Origin of the sequence: Streptomyces sp. NBC_00872, from assembly GCF_045161915.1 — a bacterium.
Classification (GTDB): Bacteria; Actinomycetota; Actinomycetes; order Streptomycetales; family Streptomycetaceae; genus Streptomyces.
Genome location: NZ_CP108806.1, coordinates 8772463 through 8788946, shown reverse-complemented (window position 1 = coordinate 8788946; position 16484 = coordinate 8772463). Strand labels below are relative to the sequence as shown.

The window sequence follows — 16484 nt, the reverse complement described above, 5'->3', positions numbered from 1 at the left end:
TCACCCCGTCCGGGCGACAGGCAGCCGTACGGTGAAGACCGTGTGGCCGGGGCGGCTGGTCACGTCCACGGTGCCGCCATGGGCGCCGACCACCGCGGCGACGATCGCCAGACCGAGACCCGTTCCGCCCGTGGTCCCCTCCCCCGTGGTCCTCGACCTGGCCCGGTCGGCGCGGGTGAACCGCTGGAAGATCTCGCGCTGGAGTTCCTCCGGGACACCGGGTCCGGTGTCGCTCACGGTCAGTCCGGCGTGGTCCTCGCCGTCGGTGATGCGCAGGGTCACGGTCGTGCCGGGCGGGGTGTGCGTACGGGCGTTGCCCAGAAGGTTGGCCACGACCTGGTAGAGGCGGTGTTCGTCGCCGGTGACGGTCACCGGTTCACGGGGCAGATCCAGCAGCCAGTGGTGTTCCGGGGCGGCGGCGCGCGCGTCGCTCATGGCGTCGAGCGCGAGCCGGGTGAGATCGACGGTGTCCCTGGCCAGCGGGCGGCCCGCGTCCAGACGTGCCAGCAGCAGAAGGTCCTCGACCAGACCGCTCATCCGTTCGCTCTCGTACTGGATGCGCTCCAGGGCGTGCCGTACGTCGTCGGGCACGGACTCGGGATGGCGCAGGGCCAGCTCCGCGTGCGCGCGCACGGTGGCCACCGGGGTACGCAGCTCATGGCTGGCGTCGGCGGCGAAGTGGCGCAGCCGTTCCTCACTGGCGTGACGGCGGGAGAGCGCGTCGCCGACATGGCCGAGCATCCGGTTGAACGCGGCGCCGACCCGGCCGACCTCGGTCCTGGTGTCGGTGTCGGGCAGCGGGCCGGGCATGGCGATCTCACCGCTGGCCAGCGGCATCCTGGTCACCTCGGCGGCGGTCGCGGCGACCCTGCTGAGCGGGCGCAGCGAGAGCTGCACCCAGAACGCCCCGGCCACTCCGGTGACCACGATCGCGGCTCCGAACACGGCCGTCTCCACCGCTTCCAGCCGGTGCACGGTGTCCGTGACGCGCCGGAGCGGCAGCCCGGTGATGAGCCTGTCGCCCTCTTCACCGTGCTCGGTCACCACGCGGTAGGCACCGAGGGCGGAGAGGGTGACGGTGTGCCCCTTGCCGTCCGGCGGTACGGCGGCCAGTGTGTCGCGGTCCGCGCGGCTGAGCGGCACGGGCACATGTGTGTCGCCGTGCACCAGCGACGCCTCGACGGCGACACCGAACAGCAGCCGGGCGCCGAAGGTGCCCTCCGCCTGCCCCCTGGTGTCGGCGGATTCGTCGGGACGCTCCGCGTGCTCCAGGCTCGCCGCGAACCGTCCGTCGGCCGCGGCGAGCTGATGGTCGAGTCTGGTCATCAGAAAGCGTTCGAGCGCCAGTACGGTGATCACCCCCACCGCGAGACAGGCGAGGGCGAGCAGCAGCAGGAGTCCGGCGGTCAGCCGTGCCCGGAGGGTGCGCGGCACGGGCAGCCGTCCCAGCGCTCTCCCCACCGCTCGCACGGCGTTTCCCGCCCGTCGTCCCCATCCCGTGCGGCCGGGGGCGCTCACGCGGCTCACGCCTCTCACGCGTCCGGCTTCAGTACGTAACCGACCCCGCGCACCGTGTGGATCAGCGGGGTCCGGCCCGCGTCGATCTTCTTGCGCAGATAGCTGATGTACAGCTCGACGACATGCGCCTGGCCGCCGAAGTCGTAGGACCAGACCCGGTCCAGGATCTGCTCCTTGGACAGGACCCGGCGGGCGTTGCGCATCAGGAAACGCAGCAGTTCGAACTCGGTGGGTGACAGGTCCACCGCCACACCCGCCCTGGTGACCTCACGCGCTCCCTCGTCCATCATCAGCTCGCCCACCACCAGCCGGTCGCCGCCCGGCTCGCGGGCCATACCGGCCCTGCGCAGCAGTCCGCGCAGCCGGGCGAGCACCTCCTCCAGGCTGAAGGGCTTGGTGACGTAGTCGTCACCGCCCGCGGTGATGCCCGCGATCCGGTCCTCCACGGTGTCACGGGCGGTGAGGAAGAGCACACAGACCTCCGGCAGCGCGGCCCGCAGCTCACGCAGGACCTGGAGACCGTCCATGTCGGGCAGCATCCAGTCGAGTACGACGGCGTCGGGGCGGAACGTACGGGCGACACGGACCGCCGAGTGGCCGTCGCCCGCGCTCCTTACCTCCCATCGCTCGTAGCGCAGCGCACCGGACAGGACCTCGGTCAGATCCGGCTCGTCGTCGACGACGAGGACGCGCACCGGGGCGCCGTCGGGCCTGCTCAGGACGGAAGAGGCGGTGTGATCGACGTGTTCGGCGTGTTTGTCCATGGTGGGTCCAGCTTCTCGCGCCGTGATCACCGACGCGGTCAGGCCGGGCTCCGCGTCCGCGCGTCGCCGGTGTGCCGTCACGGTGCCGTCGGTGGCGCCGGTGTCGCCGTGGGAGCGGGGACCGTACGGATCTCCCGGTGTCCGCCCGTGTTCAGAGACTTCTCAGAAGACGTCCTGCCAGGCTGGCGACGCCGCCCACTACAGGGCGAAACCCCGCCTCCGAAAGAGGGATACCTGGTGGTCACCCAACAGGACCCACAGAGCAAACACAGTCCTCACCCCGGTCTGCGTCACTTCGAGCATGTCATGGGGAGGGTGTTCTCGTTCGACATCCATGACCCCGTCACGCGGGAGGTGGGCCGGGCGATCACCGACAGCGTCGTCTGGCTGCACGAGATGGACGCGCTCTTCTCCACGTTCCGCGCGGACAGCGCCGTCAGCCGGCTCTCGCGTGGTGAGACGACCGTGGACCAGTGCCCGGACGTGGTGAGGGAGGTCCTCACGCTCTGCGACGAGGCGGCACGGGACACCGAGGGGTTCTTCACCGCCGCTCCACGGGGCAGCCTCGACCCGTCCGGCCTGGTCATGGGGTGGTCGGTGGAGGGTGTCTCACGGAAGCTGTACGCGGCGGGGGCACGGAACACCTATATCGACGCCGGGGGCGATCTTCAGCTCCGGGGCGAGACCTCGCCGGGCCTGCCCTGGCGGGTCGGTATCGCCCATCCGGTCCTCCGGGACCAGCTCGTGGCGGTCGTCCACGGACATGATCTCGGAGTCGCGACCTCGGGATCGGCCGAGCGCAGCGGCCACATCATCGATCCCCGCACGGGTCTGCCGGCCTCCGACCTGCTGTCCGTCACCGTGACCGGCCCCCATCTCACCCAGGCCGATGTCTTCGCCACCGCCGCCTTCGCCATGGGTGACCTGGCGCGTTCATGGATCGAGACGAAGGACGGCTACGAGGCGCTGGCCGTCACCGCCGACGGGGAGACCTGGCAGAGCAGCGGCTTCCCCTCCTGAGCCTCTGTCGTCAGGTGCGGGTGAGCCTCTTTCCTCAGGATTCCCTACCGAAGGATTCCCTACCGAGGCCTCTCCCCCGCGAAGAACCGTCCCCTGCCCCGGGAAGCACCCCGGGGCAGGGGACGAGCCATGTGCCCCGGTCAGGCAGAGTCCGCCCCGGCGCGGCGCCTGGACCACCACACACCGCCGACCGACGCGACCACGACCACCACGCCGAGTGCGACGAACAGCAGCGGACTTGTGCCGTCGTCCGCGTCGGCGGCCGTGTCGACGGCGGGGGACGCCGGGGACGCGTCGGCCGAGGGGACCGTCGTGGCCGGCTCACTCTCCGCCGGAGTGGACGGTGCGGCCGTGGTCGGCTCGGCGGCCGGGCTGGGACCGACCGGCGTGGCCCCGGGCGCGGCGGGCTTCAGGGCGAGCGTCGGCGCGAGGCTGCCGTGCCCGCCGTCCGCGGGCTCCTCCAGTTCGATCCACCGGTCGACGCGGCCGTCGCCGTAGCTCTGGAGGGTCTTGAACGCCAGCGACTCGGCGTCCGGGAGCTGTCGTACGGTGACGGTGTACGCGGCGTCCTCACCGACCGCGACGGCCGGACCTGACACGGTGTAGCCGCGCGCGGTGGCGGCGAGCCGCCAGCCCTTGGGGCCCTTCCCGTAGGTGATGTCGGCGGGGGCGATGCCGTCGGGCAGGATCACCTCCAGCCCGGTGATCCCCGCCTTGTCGGACTCGGTCTCGGCGGTGAAGGCGAGGGTGACGTTCTCGGCGAGGGCGGCGGCGCCCTCCGCCTCGACCTCCACATGGGCGGACGCGGGCGCGGCGAACGCGACCGAGGTCGCGAGAACGGCCGCGGTGAGGACGGAGAGACGGCGCACGGCGGACGCCGGGGTGGTGGTACGGAACACGGGTGACTCCCATGGTGGTGTGGGGCGGTACGGGCACGCCGGAGCGCGCCCCGAGCTCAGAGGGCGGGGGCGGGCTCCGCCGGGGGACCTCGGCGTACCACCGCGTGTGCCAGTACCAGGCAGTCGCGCGGGGGAGGCTGCGCGCGCGTTCCCACGGCCCGCAGCACACGGGGCACGGACGGGAACAGCCGCGTGGGAACGCGCCGTACGAGCCGTACGAACAGGTCGCCGAGCACACCGCCCAGACGTTCTCCGACGGCGAGGCAGGCCGCGTCCGCGCGCTGGAGACACCACGCCACCAGCAGGGCCGCGAGGATGTGGGCGGCCGTCATGGCCAGACCGTGCCGCCCGGCGTGCCACGCCTCGTGCGTTCCGTGCGCGACACCGTGGCCGACGGTGCCGTGCGGGCCGGGAGTGCTGTGTGGGCCGGAAGTGCCCTGCGGGCCCGGAGTGGTGTGCGCCGCGGCCCGTGCGAGCCAGAGGTGCAGGGCCAGTTGGGCCGCACCGGTCGCCGCGATCACCGCGGGCAGGGACAGTGGCCACGACCGGGAGCGTGACCGCGGCGACGGCCGTCGCCGCGGCCGGGGTGTGCTCAGGGCCGGCAGAGCGAGCAGGAAAAGCGCCGCGGCGGCGGGCGGCACGGCCCGCCACGGCACCGGGTCGCCGGAGACCACATGGTGTCCCGTGACCGCGAGCACGACACCGGTCACGGTGAACACCGCCGCGCGGGCGACCGCCACCGGCACGCGGGACCTCGGTCCTCGACCGGTCCTGCGCGCGGTGCGGGTGCGGTGGATCCACGACCACGACATGGCGGGCCCATCATGGAGCATCGCCGGGCCGCCGGACCGGGACTTCCGGAATCCGGTCGTCCGCCGGCCGGTCCCACGACCGTGCCGCCGGCCGTCTTCCGATGCGGCCCATTGGCCGCCTCCTGCTCGCGGACACCCCGCGCGGCACGCATGGTCGATCTGGCCGATCTGTGTCCCCGCAACGGTGAACGGAGCCCGTCATCTCCTCCGCACAGCACATCTCCCCCTCCTTCGGTCCGGGCCCGGAGACCGCGCCCGGGGCGTCGGCACGGCGCGAGCCGGCGCGGCACACGATCGCCCTCGTCCTCGCCCCGTTCACCCTGGCGCTGGTCCTCGGGCTGTGGGGGATCGACCGCAGGAACACGCTCTGGGCCGACGAGGCGGTCACCTACGAGATGGCGCACCGGAGCGTCACCCGGATCTGGCACACGCTGGGCCACGCCGACGCCGTGCACGGTCTCCACTACCTGCTGATGCACGGGGTGTTCGCCCTCTGGGACGGCGGTGAGACGGCCCTGCGGCTGCCGTCCGTCCTCGCGGTGGCCACGGCCTCGGCGGGTGTCGCCCTCATCGGGCGCGGACTCGCCGGGCCACGCGCCGGAGTCCTGGCCGGGCTGGTCTTTCCGCTGATCCCTACGGTGCAGCGGTACGCGCAGGAGGGGCGTTCGTACGCGCTGGTGTGCGCGCTGATCACCTGGGGCACCTGGCTTCTGCTCACCGCGGTCGGCCGGCGGGGCCGGCTCCGCTGGGGCGCTTACGCCGCCTTCATGCTGACCGCCTGTCTGCTCCATGAGCTGGCCGTCGTGACCCTGTTCGCCCACGGTGCGACCGTCTTCCGCTCCGGACTGCCGCACCCGGTGATCCGGGCCTGGGGCATCGCCGCCGGGTGTGTGACCGTCGGGCTGCTTCCGCTCGCGGCCTTCAGCGTCACCCAGTCCGAACAGGTCGACTGGATCGGCTTTCCCGACCTCGGACAGACGACGCGCTTCGTGGTGGCGGCGCTGCTCGGGCTGCTGTGCGCCAGGACACTGGGCCGTACCCCACCACGCCGTACTCCACCGGACCGGACCCCGGCCGACACGCGCGACCCGGCCGATTCGTACGACCCGGCCGACACCCGCGCCCCGGCCGACACCCGCGCCCCCGCCGACACCCGCGCCCCGGTCGAGCTGCGGACGCTCGCGCTCTCCCTGCTGATCCTGCCGACCGTACTGCTCGTCCTGCTCACCCCGCTGCGGCCGCTCTATGTCGACCGCTACGTCCTCTCCTACACCATCGGGCTCGCCCTGCTGATCGGCGTGGCGCTCGACCGGATCCAACGCGACACCGGCCGCTCCCGCGCGCTGCGCGGCGCGGTGTACCTGACGGCGGCGGGGGCGGCACTGGCCGCGCTGTTCCCCGTGGGCGCGTATCTGCGGACCCCGCAGAGCCGTCAGAACGACGCCGACGCCGTCGCACGGGCGGTACGGGAGGCGGCGCGGCCGGGGGACGGAGTGCTCTTCATGCCCGCGCGCCGGCGCGTATGGACTCTCGCGCGCCCCGAGGCCTTCCGGGGTCTGTCGGACCTCGCGCTGGAGCGCTCCCCCGTCGCCTCGGACACCCTGCACGGTACGGAGTTCACGCCCGGCCGGATCCGGGCCCGCGTCCTGGCCGCCCACCGGATCGTCGCCGTCCATGATCTGGCCGGTCAGCCGCTGGAGGAGGACGAGCGGGAAGTCGCCAAACGCGAGACCCTGCGGACCGGCTTCGAGGAGTGCGGGAGCCGTACGGTGACCCAGGCCCGGATCACGGTGTACGCCCGCCCCGGCAGCTGCTGAGACCACGCGCCACTCCGAGGTACGGCACACATGAGGTAGGGCACACGTGCCCCACCGGCAAAGCGGCAAGCGCCTGCCCGCGCGCGGTTCAGGCACTATCCTCGCTCCTAACTGGCAGAAATATCGGGGGGCTTGTCCGCGTGCGGTTTGTTTTCGTCCATGGGACCGGTGTGCGCCGCGAGCGCTACGACCAGTTGTCCGCGCTGATCACCGAGGCACTCACCAGACGGTTCCCGGACGCCTCCTTCGTGCCCTGCTACTGGGGCGGCACCCATGGCGCGACCCTCGGTGCCGGAGGCGGATCCATCCCCCGGCCCGATGGGACGCGCGCCGCGGCCGGCGGTGGCTCAGCGGCCGGGCCGCCGGACCAGGAGGCGGCCGAGTGGCTGCTCCTGCTCACCGATCCCCTCTGTGAGCTGCGGGTGCTCGCCGAACTTCCGGAGGGTAAGGACGACGGTCTCGGCATGCCCGGGGTGCGCGGCGCCGGGGAGAAGGTGGCCGAGCTGCTGACCGGGCTCTCCGATGAGCCGGACTCGTACGGTCTCCCCTCCGCCGCCGACGAGTTGTCCGTACTGCTGCGCGCCACGGGACTCGACGCGTCCTACGCCACCGCGCTCGCGGAAGTCGCCGGTTCCACCGAGTTCACCACGGCGTGCACCGCCGCGGCCGACATTCCGGCGAGCCGGGAGGTCGCGACGGCCGCGAGCCGCGCCGTCGTCGCCGCCGCGCTCGCCGACGCGGGGGAGGACGCGCTGTGCACCGGCGACGAACGCGACCGGCTGGTCGATCTCGTCGCCGCACGCCTGGGCGGTACGGGCCGGGTGCCGGGCGGCCGGGCCGCGGCCGTACTGGCCGCGCTCGCCCTGCGGATGACGACCCAGCCCGTACTCGACCTCTGGCGCGGCCCGATCACCCGGAAGTCGGTGCCCGCGCTCGGCGACATCCTGCGCTACCAGGCGCGCGGCGGTCCGCTGCGGGACCATCTGGCGGAGCTGATCACCAAGGACGCCGATCCCGGTGAACCGACCGTTCTGATCGGACACAGTCTGGGCGGGATCGCCCTGGTGGATCTCTACGCCCTCGCGGCGATGGAACAGGCTCCGCTGCCCCGGCCGGAGCTGCTGGTGACGGTCGGCTCACAGGCTCCGTTCCTCCACGAGCTCGGCGCGCTCACCGGACTCCCCCCGACGGCGACGGCCCTGCCGCCCGGCTTCCCGCGCTGGCTCAACATCTACGACCGCAAGGACCTGCTGGCGTACCGGGCGGAGCCGGTCTTCCCCGGCGATCCGCGTGTGGTCGACCACGAGGTGTCCAGCCGCCAGCCGTTCCCGGTCAGCCATGGCGCGTACTGGAAGCTCGACGCGGTGTACGACCGGATCGCGGAGGAGATCGAGGCCCCCAGATGACCACGGTCGACGCCGTGAACACCGCCGGAGCGGGCGCGGGTACGGACACCGGATCCCCGATCGATCCCCGCCGTGTCTTCGCCCTCGTCGTGGGTATCGAGTCCTACGACGTGAGCCACCACTGGAATCTGGCGGGCGCGGCCAGGGACGCCGAGCGGTTCGCCGGCTGGCTCACCGGACCGGCCGGGGTCCCCGCCGGCAACGTACGGCTCCTGCTGTCACCCCTGGAAAGAACCGCCGGCGACAGGACTCTGACGGTACGTCAGCTCCCGACCCGGGAGAACATCGAGCGGATCCTGTTCAAGGAGCTTCCCGCCCTCGACGGTGATCTGCTCTGGCTCTACTGGGCCGGCCACGGCTATCTCGACGAGTCCCACCAGATGCTGCTCCCCTACTCCGACGCGACCAAGGACTTCACCTCCCACCTCAATCTGGAGGAGGCGCTGCGCTGGTGGAAGAGCAGCCGGTTGCCGGCCGGGCGCTTCCGGCGGCAGATAGCGATCGGGGACGCCTGCCGGGTCGACACCCGCAGGGCGGCCAAACTCGCCTTCGGCGCCTCGTCGTACGGCCTCGGCGCCACGGTCCCCGAGAGGCGTCAGTTCACGCTCTACGCGTCCCACGCGGGCGAGGTCGCGCAGAACCTCACCGACCGGGGCGCGGGCCAGTTCACCGACACACTGCTGCGGCGCCTCGACGGCAGGACCCTGGACGAGACCGTGCGCGGTCTGGTCGGCATCGCCCGTTCCGTACAGGCCGACTTCCAGTTGCTGCGGAACCGCGGACTGGCCTGGCAGGAGCCGCAGTTCGTCATCGAGCGCGACTGGAGCGGCTCGGCGGTCCTGGGTGACGGCTGGACGGACCCGGGACCGGGCGGCGGCTCCGGCGCGCCCGGTCTCGACCAGACCGCCTGGAAGGAACTGGGCGCGCTGCTGCGGGGCCGGGAGGTCCCGCCCTTCGCCTGCGACGCCTATCTCTGGGCCTTCGAGGTGACCGGCTGCGCGCCCCCGGCCCGCCGCAGTCTGCCTGCGGACGGGCTCACCGAGATCGCCCACGATCTCGACAACCGGCAGGGCAGACAGCGTGACATGCCGCTGACGCTGCCCTTCGTACGGCATCTCGCGGCGCGTTCCACCGATCCCGTGTGGGCGCGCCTGGCCGACGCCTGGGTGGACACCACCCGCGAGCGGCTGGGCGCCGCTCCCGTACCCGCGCCGCCGGAACCCGCGCCCGAGGGCACCGCGCTGCATGTGCGGCTGACACCGGAGGAGGCCGAGGCGGACGGTGTGCACTGGGTACGGATGTGGCTCTACCGGAACTCCGCGTTCGAGACGGTGTGGGAGTCGCGGCGTCCGATGTCGATGGCCGCCGTCCGGACACACCTCGGCGAGCAGCTGCTGGCCGGATCCGCGGACCGGCTCACCCGGATCGAGTTCCATGTGCCGTACGAACTGCTGGGTGAGGAGTTCGAGTGCTGGGGTCTGCCGATCGGCAGACCGGGCAAGACGATCGAACTGGGTTCCCACTACGAGGTGGTGGTGCGCTGCCCCGACGAGCGGACCGGTATCGCCCACACCCAGTGGAGACGGAAGTGGGACTGGTTCAAGACGCACGGCGGGGAGCACCAGAAGGCGGTGCACCAGGTGCGCGACGGCGATGTCTCCCCGGCGCTCGGTGTCTCCCTCCAGGCGGCCGAGCCGCCGGTGTGTGTCCTCGCCGAGGTGTCGGAGCGACTGCTGATGGACGCGCTGGACGCGGTACTGGACGCCGGGGTGCCCATCGCGGTCTGGCGCCGTGGCGGCCGTACGGACAGCGCCGAGCTGTCCGCGGAGCTGGCGGCGGGGGCGGACACCGGTATCGACGTACGCCGGCTGCCCGCCGTCCTGAAGTCCTTACGGATCCCCGGCCAGGCACAACAGGCCCCCGGGCAGGCACAGCAGGGGGTTCAACCGTCCCCGCGCCCTCTCGCCCTGATGTGGGACGACCCCGAACGCGTACCCGAAAGGCGGTCGCTGTCATGAGCGAGAGTACGAGTACGAGCGCGCCCACGGGCACGGAGTCCGCGGACACCAAGGACTGGTGGATCTACCAGGGCCCCGGAGATCCCGCCGAGAAGTGCGCGCGCCTCGCCGGACAGCTGCCGCCCTGGCGGGAGTTCGAGGGGGTGCGGGATCCGGAGTACGCGCCGCCGGGGGACACCGACCCGGCGTGGGCGGAGACGCACCGGCGCGGTGCGGGGTACGTACCGGACACGGAGGAAAGGGACGCGGTCAACACCGCGCTGTATCTGCGCCGTCCGCTGCTCGTCACGGGCAAGCCGGGGGTCGGCAAGTCGACGCTCGCGTACAGCATCGCGGCCGACCTGGGACTGGGGCCCGTACTGCACTGGCCGGTCACCAGCAGGAGCACCCTGCGGGACGGCCTCTACCAGTACGACGCGATCGGCCGGCTGCACGACGCCAACCTCGGCCATCTGCGCGCCTCCAGGTCATCGGAGACCCCGGTCCCCGATCACTCGATCGCCCCGTATCTGCGCCTCGGACCGCTGGGCACCGCGCTGCTGCCGCAGGAGAAGCCCCGGGTGCTGCTGGTCGACGAGATCGACAAGAGCGACATCGATCTGCCCGGTGATCTGCTCACCGTCTTCGAGGAGGGCTCCTTCGAGATTCCCGAACTGGCGCGGGTCGCCCGTCAGGAGCCGAGGGTACGGATCGGCACGCACGACGACCCGGATCTCCGGGTATGGGTGGAGAAAGGGCGTGTGAAGTGCCAGGCGTTCCCGGTGGTCGTGCTCACGAGCAATGGCGAACGCGACTTTCCCCCGCCCTTCCTGCGGCGCTGTATCCGGCTGCACATGGCGCCGCCGGGCAAGGAGAAACTGACCCGGATCGTACGGCGGCGGCTCGGCCTGGACCCGGCCGCCGACGACCGGTACGGCGATCTGGTCGAGGCGTTCCTGCGGCGCAGAATGGACGGGGACCTCGCCACGGACCAGTTGCTCAACGCCGTACAGCTCCGGCTGAGCGGGGCATGGCCGGACCCGGCGGAGCGGGAGCGGTTCCTGGAGACCGTCCTCCAGCAGCTCACCGGCACACCGTCCGCGTAGGGACCGCCCGATGATGGAACACCTGCTGCGCGCCCTGGAGGAGTCCGGCGCCGACGCGGGCCCGGAGGAGCTGGCCGACATCCTGTGGCTCGCCGAGCGCGTCGGCGGCGCGGGCCATGGGCCGTCCGCGCCGGGCGACGAGGGGCCGGCGGACGGCGGGGAGCCGCCACCGCCGCCCGGCGGGCAGCCGGTGTTCCAGGGCGCGGACCCCGCCGGGCCGGGCGACGAGCTGTACAGCGCGGCGACCCTGGAGACGGCAGCGGGCGACGGGCCCGCGCGGCGGGGTGAACCCGTGCTGGTGCGGCGGGCGATGGCGCTCGACGACCCGCTGGGGCTGATGCGGGCGCTGCGCCCGTTCGGCCGCCGGACGGCGGAGGGCGGCAGGACGGAGCTGGACGAGGAGCTGAGCGTCCGGAGCAGTATCGAGCAGCGTATGGTGCTGCCCGTGCTCAGGCCCCTGCGCGGGCGGTGGCTGGAGCTGGCCCTGGTGGTGGACACCCATCACTCGATGCTGCTCTGGCACGACCTGGTGACCGAGCTGTGCCGCACCATCACCCAGACGGGGATCTTCCGTGATGTACGGGTCTGGTATCTGAGCGGTACGGAGGCGGGCGGCATGCCCGTCGTGACGCGCCCGACGGGCGGGGAGCCGCGCCGGCCCCGGGAGATCTCCGACCCCTCGGGCCGCCGTCTGGTGCTGGTGCTGACGGACACGGTCGCGGACGGGTGGAGCGGTCCCGCTGTCGAGGCGATGCTGCGCCGGTGGGCGGCGCACGGTCCGGCGGCGGTGCTGAATGTGCTGCCCCGGCGGCTCTGGAACCGGGGCGCGGCCCGTCCGTCAGGTCTGCTGGTACGCGCGGCGAGGCCCGCCGCGCCCAACTCCACCTGGCGGCTGGCCCGGAGCAGAGCGCGCAGCCGTGACCGGATCGCGGAGCGGATCGCCGTGCCGGTGGTGGAGGTGAGCCCGGCGGGGTTCTCGGTGCTGGCCCATCTGGTGGCGGGCGGCGGGCGGTGGAGCCGGATGTCGTGTCTGCTGATCGACCGGGTCGCGCGGGACGTCCCCTCCGATCATCCAGAGCCGGTGTCCAGCCCCGGGTTCGACGAGACGGGCCCGGACCAGGCCGTGCGCCGTTTCCAGGCCGACGCGTCGCCCCTGGCACAGGAGTTGGCCGGCTATCTGTCCGCCGTACCGCTGACGCTGCCCATCATGACGCTCGTACGGCGGGTCATGCTCGGGGAGTCGGAGCACGGCCATCTCGCGGAGGTCGCCCTCGGGGGCCTCTTCGAGCCCTGGCGCGGCGGGCACCGGGAGATCGACACCGACAGATTCCGGTTCGAGTTCCGGCCGGGCGTACGGGAGGCGCTGCTGGGTTCCCAGCTGCGGCACGAGATCACCACCGTCCAGGAAGTGGTACGGCGGGAGATCGCGGCGTATGTGGACCGCCCGCCGATGGGCGGCGGCGACTTCCCGGCGACGCGGGTGACGGCGGAGGGCTCGGATCCGGGCGGGGTCCCGGGCTCCGGCGGTCAGCTGGTGGAGGAGGGCGCGATCCCCTTCGCGCGGCGGCCCGCTCCCGTACGCGAGGACGATGGGATCGGCCGCCCGCTGGAGGAGGTGACGGACCCGCTGGAGTTCGGGATCCATCCGGCGATCGGGGTGGCGGGAGCAGACGGTCTGCCGGTGCTGCCCGCCTTCGTGGAACGTGAGCACGACCGGAAACTGAGCACTCTGCTGGAACTCGCCGTCTCGGGCGAGAGCCTGTTCGTCGTGCTGATCGGCGACAGCGCGTCGGGAACTTCACGTTCGGCCTGGGAGGGGCTGCGGAAGCTGCCGCCGGGCTGGCGGCTGTGGGCGCCCCAAAGCGTGGACGAGGTGAGAGCGAACCTGGCCCGAGTGCGTCCGCGCACGGTGGTGTGGCTGGATCGCCTCTGGCCGTACGACGGGTGGGAGGACCAACTGGAGCCGCTGCTACGGGACCGGGCACGGGTGCCCGTCGTGCTGCTCGGCGTCCGTCGGCCATGGCCTGCCGGACGACGGCCCATGACGCACATGATCCGTGTCGCCGACCGTTTCACAGCCCGGGAGATCGAAGCGCTCCGGGCGGAAGAGGCGGCGGATCCGCGCCTCGCGCGCGCGCTCGCACAGGAACCGTCGGGCTTCATCCCCCGGGCCCTCAGCGGGGTGACCTCACTGGTCCGGCGTTATACGGACGCTCCAACCGCGGCTCGTGCCCTGATCGACTTCGTTCTGGACAACCGGAGTTCGTCCGGCCCTCCGGTCCTGTCGGCGGGCGCGCTGCGCGAGGGGGCGCTGTCGCGGCTCAGCGTCCGTCAGGAGGAGGAGCTGTCGGCCGACTGGTTCGAGGACGCGCTCACCTACGCCACCGCACCGGGCTCCGGGGCGCCGGCGCTCGTCGACATCGCTCGGGGCAGAAGTGCTCCGCCGCTCTATCTCATGACCGATCTCGCCTTCCACGCCCTGCGGCCCTACCGTGACGAGACGCCGCCGACGCGCAGGCCGTCCGCCGGACCGCATCTGGTGAGAGTCAGCACGGGAGAGAGCACCAGCACCGGTGTGGCGATGGGTGATCGCCGCGTTCTCACCACGGCCCACCAGTTGCTCACACCTGCGGGCCGGATGCGGGAGTCGATCCAGGTCACTCCCTGGCGGACGGACCTGCGATCTTCGGCCTCCGTCGCCTGGTTCGACGAGGTGAGGGATCTCGCACTGCTGCGTGTGCGCAGCCCGACCACACTGTCGAGGAGCGAACTTCCGCCCGATCTCGCTGAGCACCTCCCCGAACCCGGGGAGCGGGTCGAGATCATCGGCTTTCCGCTGACGCTCTCCGCCGGCCCCGGCGAGGCCGAACCGCTCAAGCTCGACGGCCGGTTCTCCGGTATGTCACCCCACGCTCCCTCCGACATGATGCTGGAGGTGCTGGATTCATCCCGGTCGCCCGTGCCCCCCAGGATGTCGGGGGCGGTGGTCACCAACACGTCCGGGGCGGTCGTGGGTCTGGTGACATCGAGGGGCGGTTCCGGGCAGCTCTGGGCGACCCCGGTCGCAGGGCTCGATCTGGCCGACCCGGACCGCGCCACCAGGAGCCGTCATCCGCTCCTGCCCGATCCGGCGCGCTCACGGGCCGTGCTCATCGGCACCGGCTCGTACGACCACCCGCAGCTCGGCGATCTCCCCGAGGTGCCCGCCAATATCGCCGATCTCGCGTATGTCCTGGCTCCCGGCGATCCGGACGGGAGTTTCGACCCGCGCCATGTGACGCGTGTACGCGATCCCCGTACTCCCGGGGAAGTCCTGGAAGCGATCGACCGCGCGGCCTCGGAGGCGGAGGATGTCCTGCTGATCTACTTCGCCGGCCACTCCTCACGCAGTGGTGAGGATCTCGCTCTGTACCTCTCGTCCACCGATCCGGAGCGATGGCGGTCGACCTCGCTCTCCTTCTCTCACATTCACCGCCTCGCCGGCCGGAGCCGGGCCCGTCGCTGTGTCTTCATTCTCGACTGCTCCTACGCGGGAGCCTCCCTCAAGTACGAGAGCAGGCCGCCGACACGGCAGACGAGCTGGCACCTGGGAGCATCGGGACGTACCGCTTGGGCGCGGGCCGCCGGCGCGGGCGAGCCGCACACCCCCTTCACCGACGCTCTGATCAGCGCGCTCAGCACACCGGCCGCCGACGGCTCGGGAGTACTCCCTTTCGACGCGCTCTTCGAACAGCTCAGAGACCCGGCGCGGCTCCGTCAGGACCCTCCCCCCGAGCTGCGCGTCAACCACTACTCGGCGGTGGGAGATCTCGCCCTGGCCGTCCCGACGGACGTACCGCGCACCGGCGCCGTATGACCGTCATATCCCGCCACACATGGCCGAAAATCGGGAACCACTCCGCACTCCGCGGTAGTTCTGATGGCGTCCCCGCCCCTCGGGCGCCCCCCACCGGGCGGGGCCGACGCACTCTGTACGCATCACATGAAGGAGTGAACGCCACGATGGTGTTCAAGAAGCTGCTCGGGTCGTTGGGGGTCGGCGGTCCCTCGGTCGACACCGTGCTGGCCGCCCCGTCCGTCGTACCGGGCGGGGCCCTGTCCGGCCAGGTGTATCTGCGGGGCGGGCAGACGGACGTGGAGATCGAGCAGATCACCCTCGATCTGGTGGCCAGGGTCGAGTCCGAGGGACAGGACGAGGAGACCGAGGGCACGGTCGTCTTCGACCGTGTCACGGTCGGCGGTGGTTTCCGGCTGGCCGAGGGCGCGGAGTTCACCGTGCCGTTCTCGGTCATGGTCCCCTGGGAGACGCCACTGACCGAACTGCACGGCCAGGCCCTCGGGGTGGTGCTGGGCGTACGGACCGAGCTGGCGGTGGCGGGGGCGCGGGACAAGGGCGATCTCGATCCGCTGGCCGTCTCTCCGCTGCCGGCCCAGGAGGCGGTTCTGGAGGCGCTCGGACAGCTCGGCTGGGGCTTCAGGTCGGCCGATCTGGAACTGGGACGCATCGGCGGCACGGGCCAGCGGCTTCCCTTCTACCAGGAGCTGGAGCTGACCCCGCCCGCCCGGTACGCCGATGTGCTCAACGAGATCGAGGTGACGTTCCTGGCCACGTCCGAGGGGATGGAGGTCGTCATCGAGGCCGACAAGCGCGGCGGCCTCTTCTCCGGTGGCCATGACGCGCTCAACCGCTTCACGGTCTCGCACGAGAACGTGCCTCATCTGGACTGGAACACCGAGGTCGACGGCTGGATCAGACAGCTCGTCGGCGGCCGCGGCGCACACTCCGCCCACCAGGACAGCCACTACTCCGGGCATCACGACGGGCATCATGACGCGCACCACCGCTCCGGTCCCGGGACCGGAGCGGTGATCGCCGGTGCCGCCGCGGGTGTCGCGGTCGGCGTGGTGGGCGGCATGGTCGCCGCCGAGGTGATCGACGAGATCGGAGACGCCTTCGAGGGCGAGGAGGACGAGGGCTCCGAGGAGGAGTGACCCCGGGAGCGCCCCGGCGCGGGGTGGGGTCCGGGGCGGGGCGGGGTCCGGGGCGGGGCGGGGTCCGGGGCGGGGCGGGGTCCGGGGCGGGGCGGGGTCCAGTGCCCGCCCCGGCGCGGGGCGGGAGCCGATGACCCCCGCCCCGCGCCCCCG

General features: G+C 72.2%; 11 protein-coding genes. 7 read left to right on the top strand and 4 right to left on the bottom strand.

Features of this window, described 5'->3' with window-relative positions:
* Nucleotides 1-1434 (bottom strand): sensor histidine kinase, encoded by a 1434-nt coding sequence (locus OG214_RS36960; RefSeq protein WP_383040233.1) that lies wholly within the window; start codon nucleotides 1432-1434, stop codon nucleotides 1-3.
* A 98-nt stretch (nucleotides 1435-1532) separates the two neighbouring features.
* A complete protein-coding gene (locus OG214_RS36955) occupies nucleotides 1533-2282 on the bottom strand; it encodes a response regulator transcription factor (RefSeq protein ID WP_363085477.1) in 750 nt (249 codons plus the stop codon).
* Between the two features lie 306 nt (nucleotides 2283-2588).
* Between OG214_RS36955 and OG214_RS36950 the strand changes: the two genes are divergently transcribed.
* Nucleotides 2589-3302 (top strand): FAD:protein FMN transferase, encoded by a 714-nt coding sequence (locus OG214_RS36950; RefSeq protein ID WP_383040305.1) that lies wholly within the window; start codon nucleotides 2589-2591, stop codon nucleotides 3300-3302.
* A 140-nt stretch (nucleotides 3303-3442) separates the two neighbouring features.
* Here the strand turns inward: OG214_RS36950 and OG214_RS36945 are convergent, their stop codons facing one another.
* On the bottom strand, nucleotides 3443-4201 hold the full coding sequence (locus OG214_RS36945) for a DUF1775 domain-containing protein (RefSeq protein WP_405987264.1): 759 nt from the start codon (nucleotides 4199-4201) through the stop codon (nucleotides 3443-3445).
* Nucleotides 4202-4257: 56 nt separating this feature from the next.
* Nucleotides 4258-4947, bottom strand: a complete 690-nt coding sequence (locus OG214_RS36940; protein WP_405987263.1) for a hypothetical protein — start codon at nucleotides 4945-4947, stop codon at nucleotides 4258-4260.
* A gap of 461 nt (nucleotides 4948-5408) precedes the next feature.
* On the opposite strand from OG214_RS36940, the gene OG214_RS36935 reads away from it, so the two are divergent.
* The 6 genes from OG214_RS36935 to OG214_RS36910 all read left to right on the top strand — a co-directional run bounded on the left by OG214_RS36935 (nucleotide 5409) and on the right by OG214_RS36910 (nucleotide 16331).
* On the top strand, nucleotides 5409-6830 hold the full coding sequence (locus OG214_RS36935; RefSeq protein WP_405987262.1) for a glycosyltransferase family 39 protein: 1422 nt from the start codon (nucleotides 5409-5411) through the stop codon (nucleotides 6828-6830).
* A gap of 140 nt (nucleotides 6831-6970) precedes the next feature.
* The gene (locus OG214_RS36930) at nucleotides 6971-8236 is read left to right on the top strand and encodes a hypothetical protein (RefSeq protein ID WP_405987261.1); all 1266 of its coding nucleotides are present in this window, start codon (nucleotides 6971-6973) and stop codon (nucleotides 8234-8236) included.
* Nucleotides 8233-10254: a hypothetical protein gene (locus OG214_RS36925; protein WP_405987260.1), complete on the top strand. Its 2022-nt coding sequence runs from the start codon at nucleotides 8233-8235 to the stop codon at nucleotides 10252-10254. The genes OG214_RS36930 and OG214_RS36925 overlap by 4 nt, the downstream gene beginning before the upstream one ends.
* On the top strand, nucleotides 10251-11339 hold the full coding sequence (locus OG214_RS36920; protein WP_405987259.1) for an AAA family ATPase: 1089 nt from the start codon (nucleotides 10251-10253) through the stop codon (nucleotides 11337-11339). The genes OG214_RS36925 and OG214_RS36920 overlap by 4 nt, the downstream gene beginning before the upstream one ends.
* Before the next feature lie 10 nt (nucleotides 11340-11349).
* Nucleotides 11350-15195: a caspase, EACC1-associated type gene (locus OG214_RS36915; RefSeq protein ID WP_405987258.1), complete on the top strand. Its 3846-nt coding sequence runs from the start codon at nucleotides 11350-11352 to the stop codon at nucleotides 15193-15195.
* 146 nt (nucleotides 15196-15341) lie between these two features.
* Entirely contained in the window at nucleotides 15342-16331 is a 990-nt protein-coding gene (locus tag OG214_RS36910) for a sporulation protein (protein ID WP_405987257.1), read from the top strand.
* Nucleotides 16332-16484 lie beyond the last annotated feature (153 nt).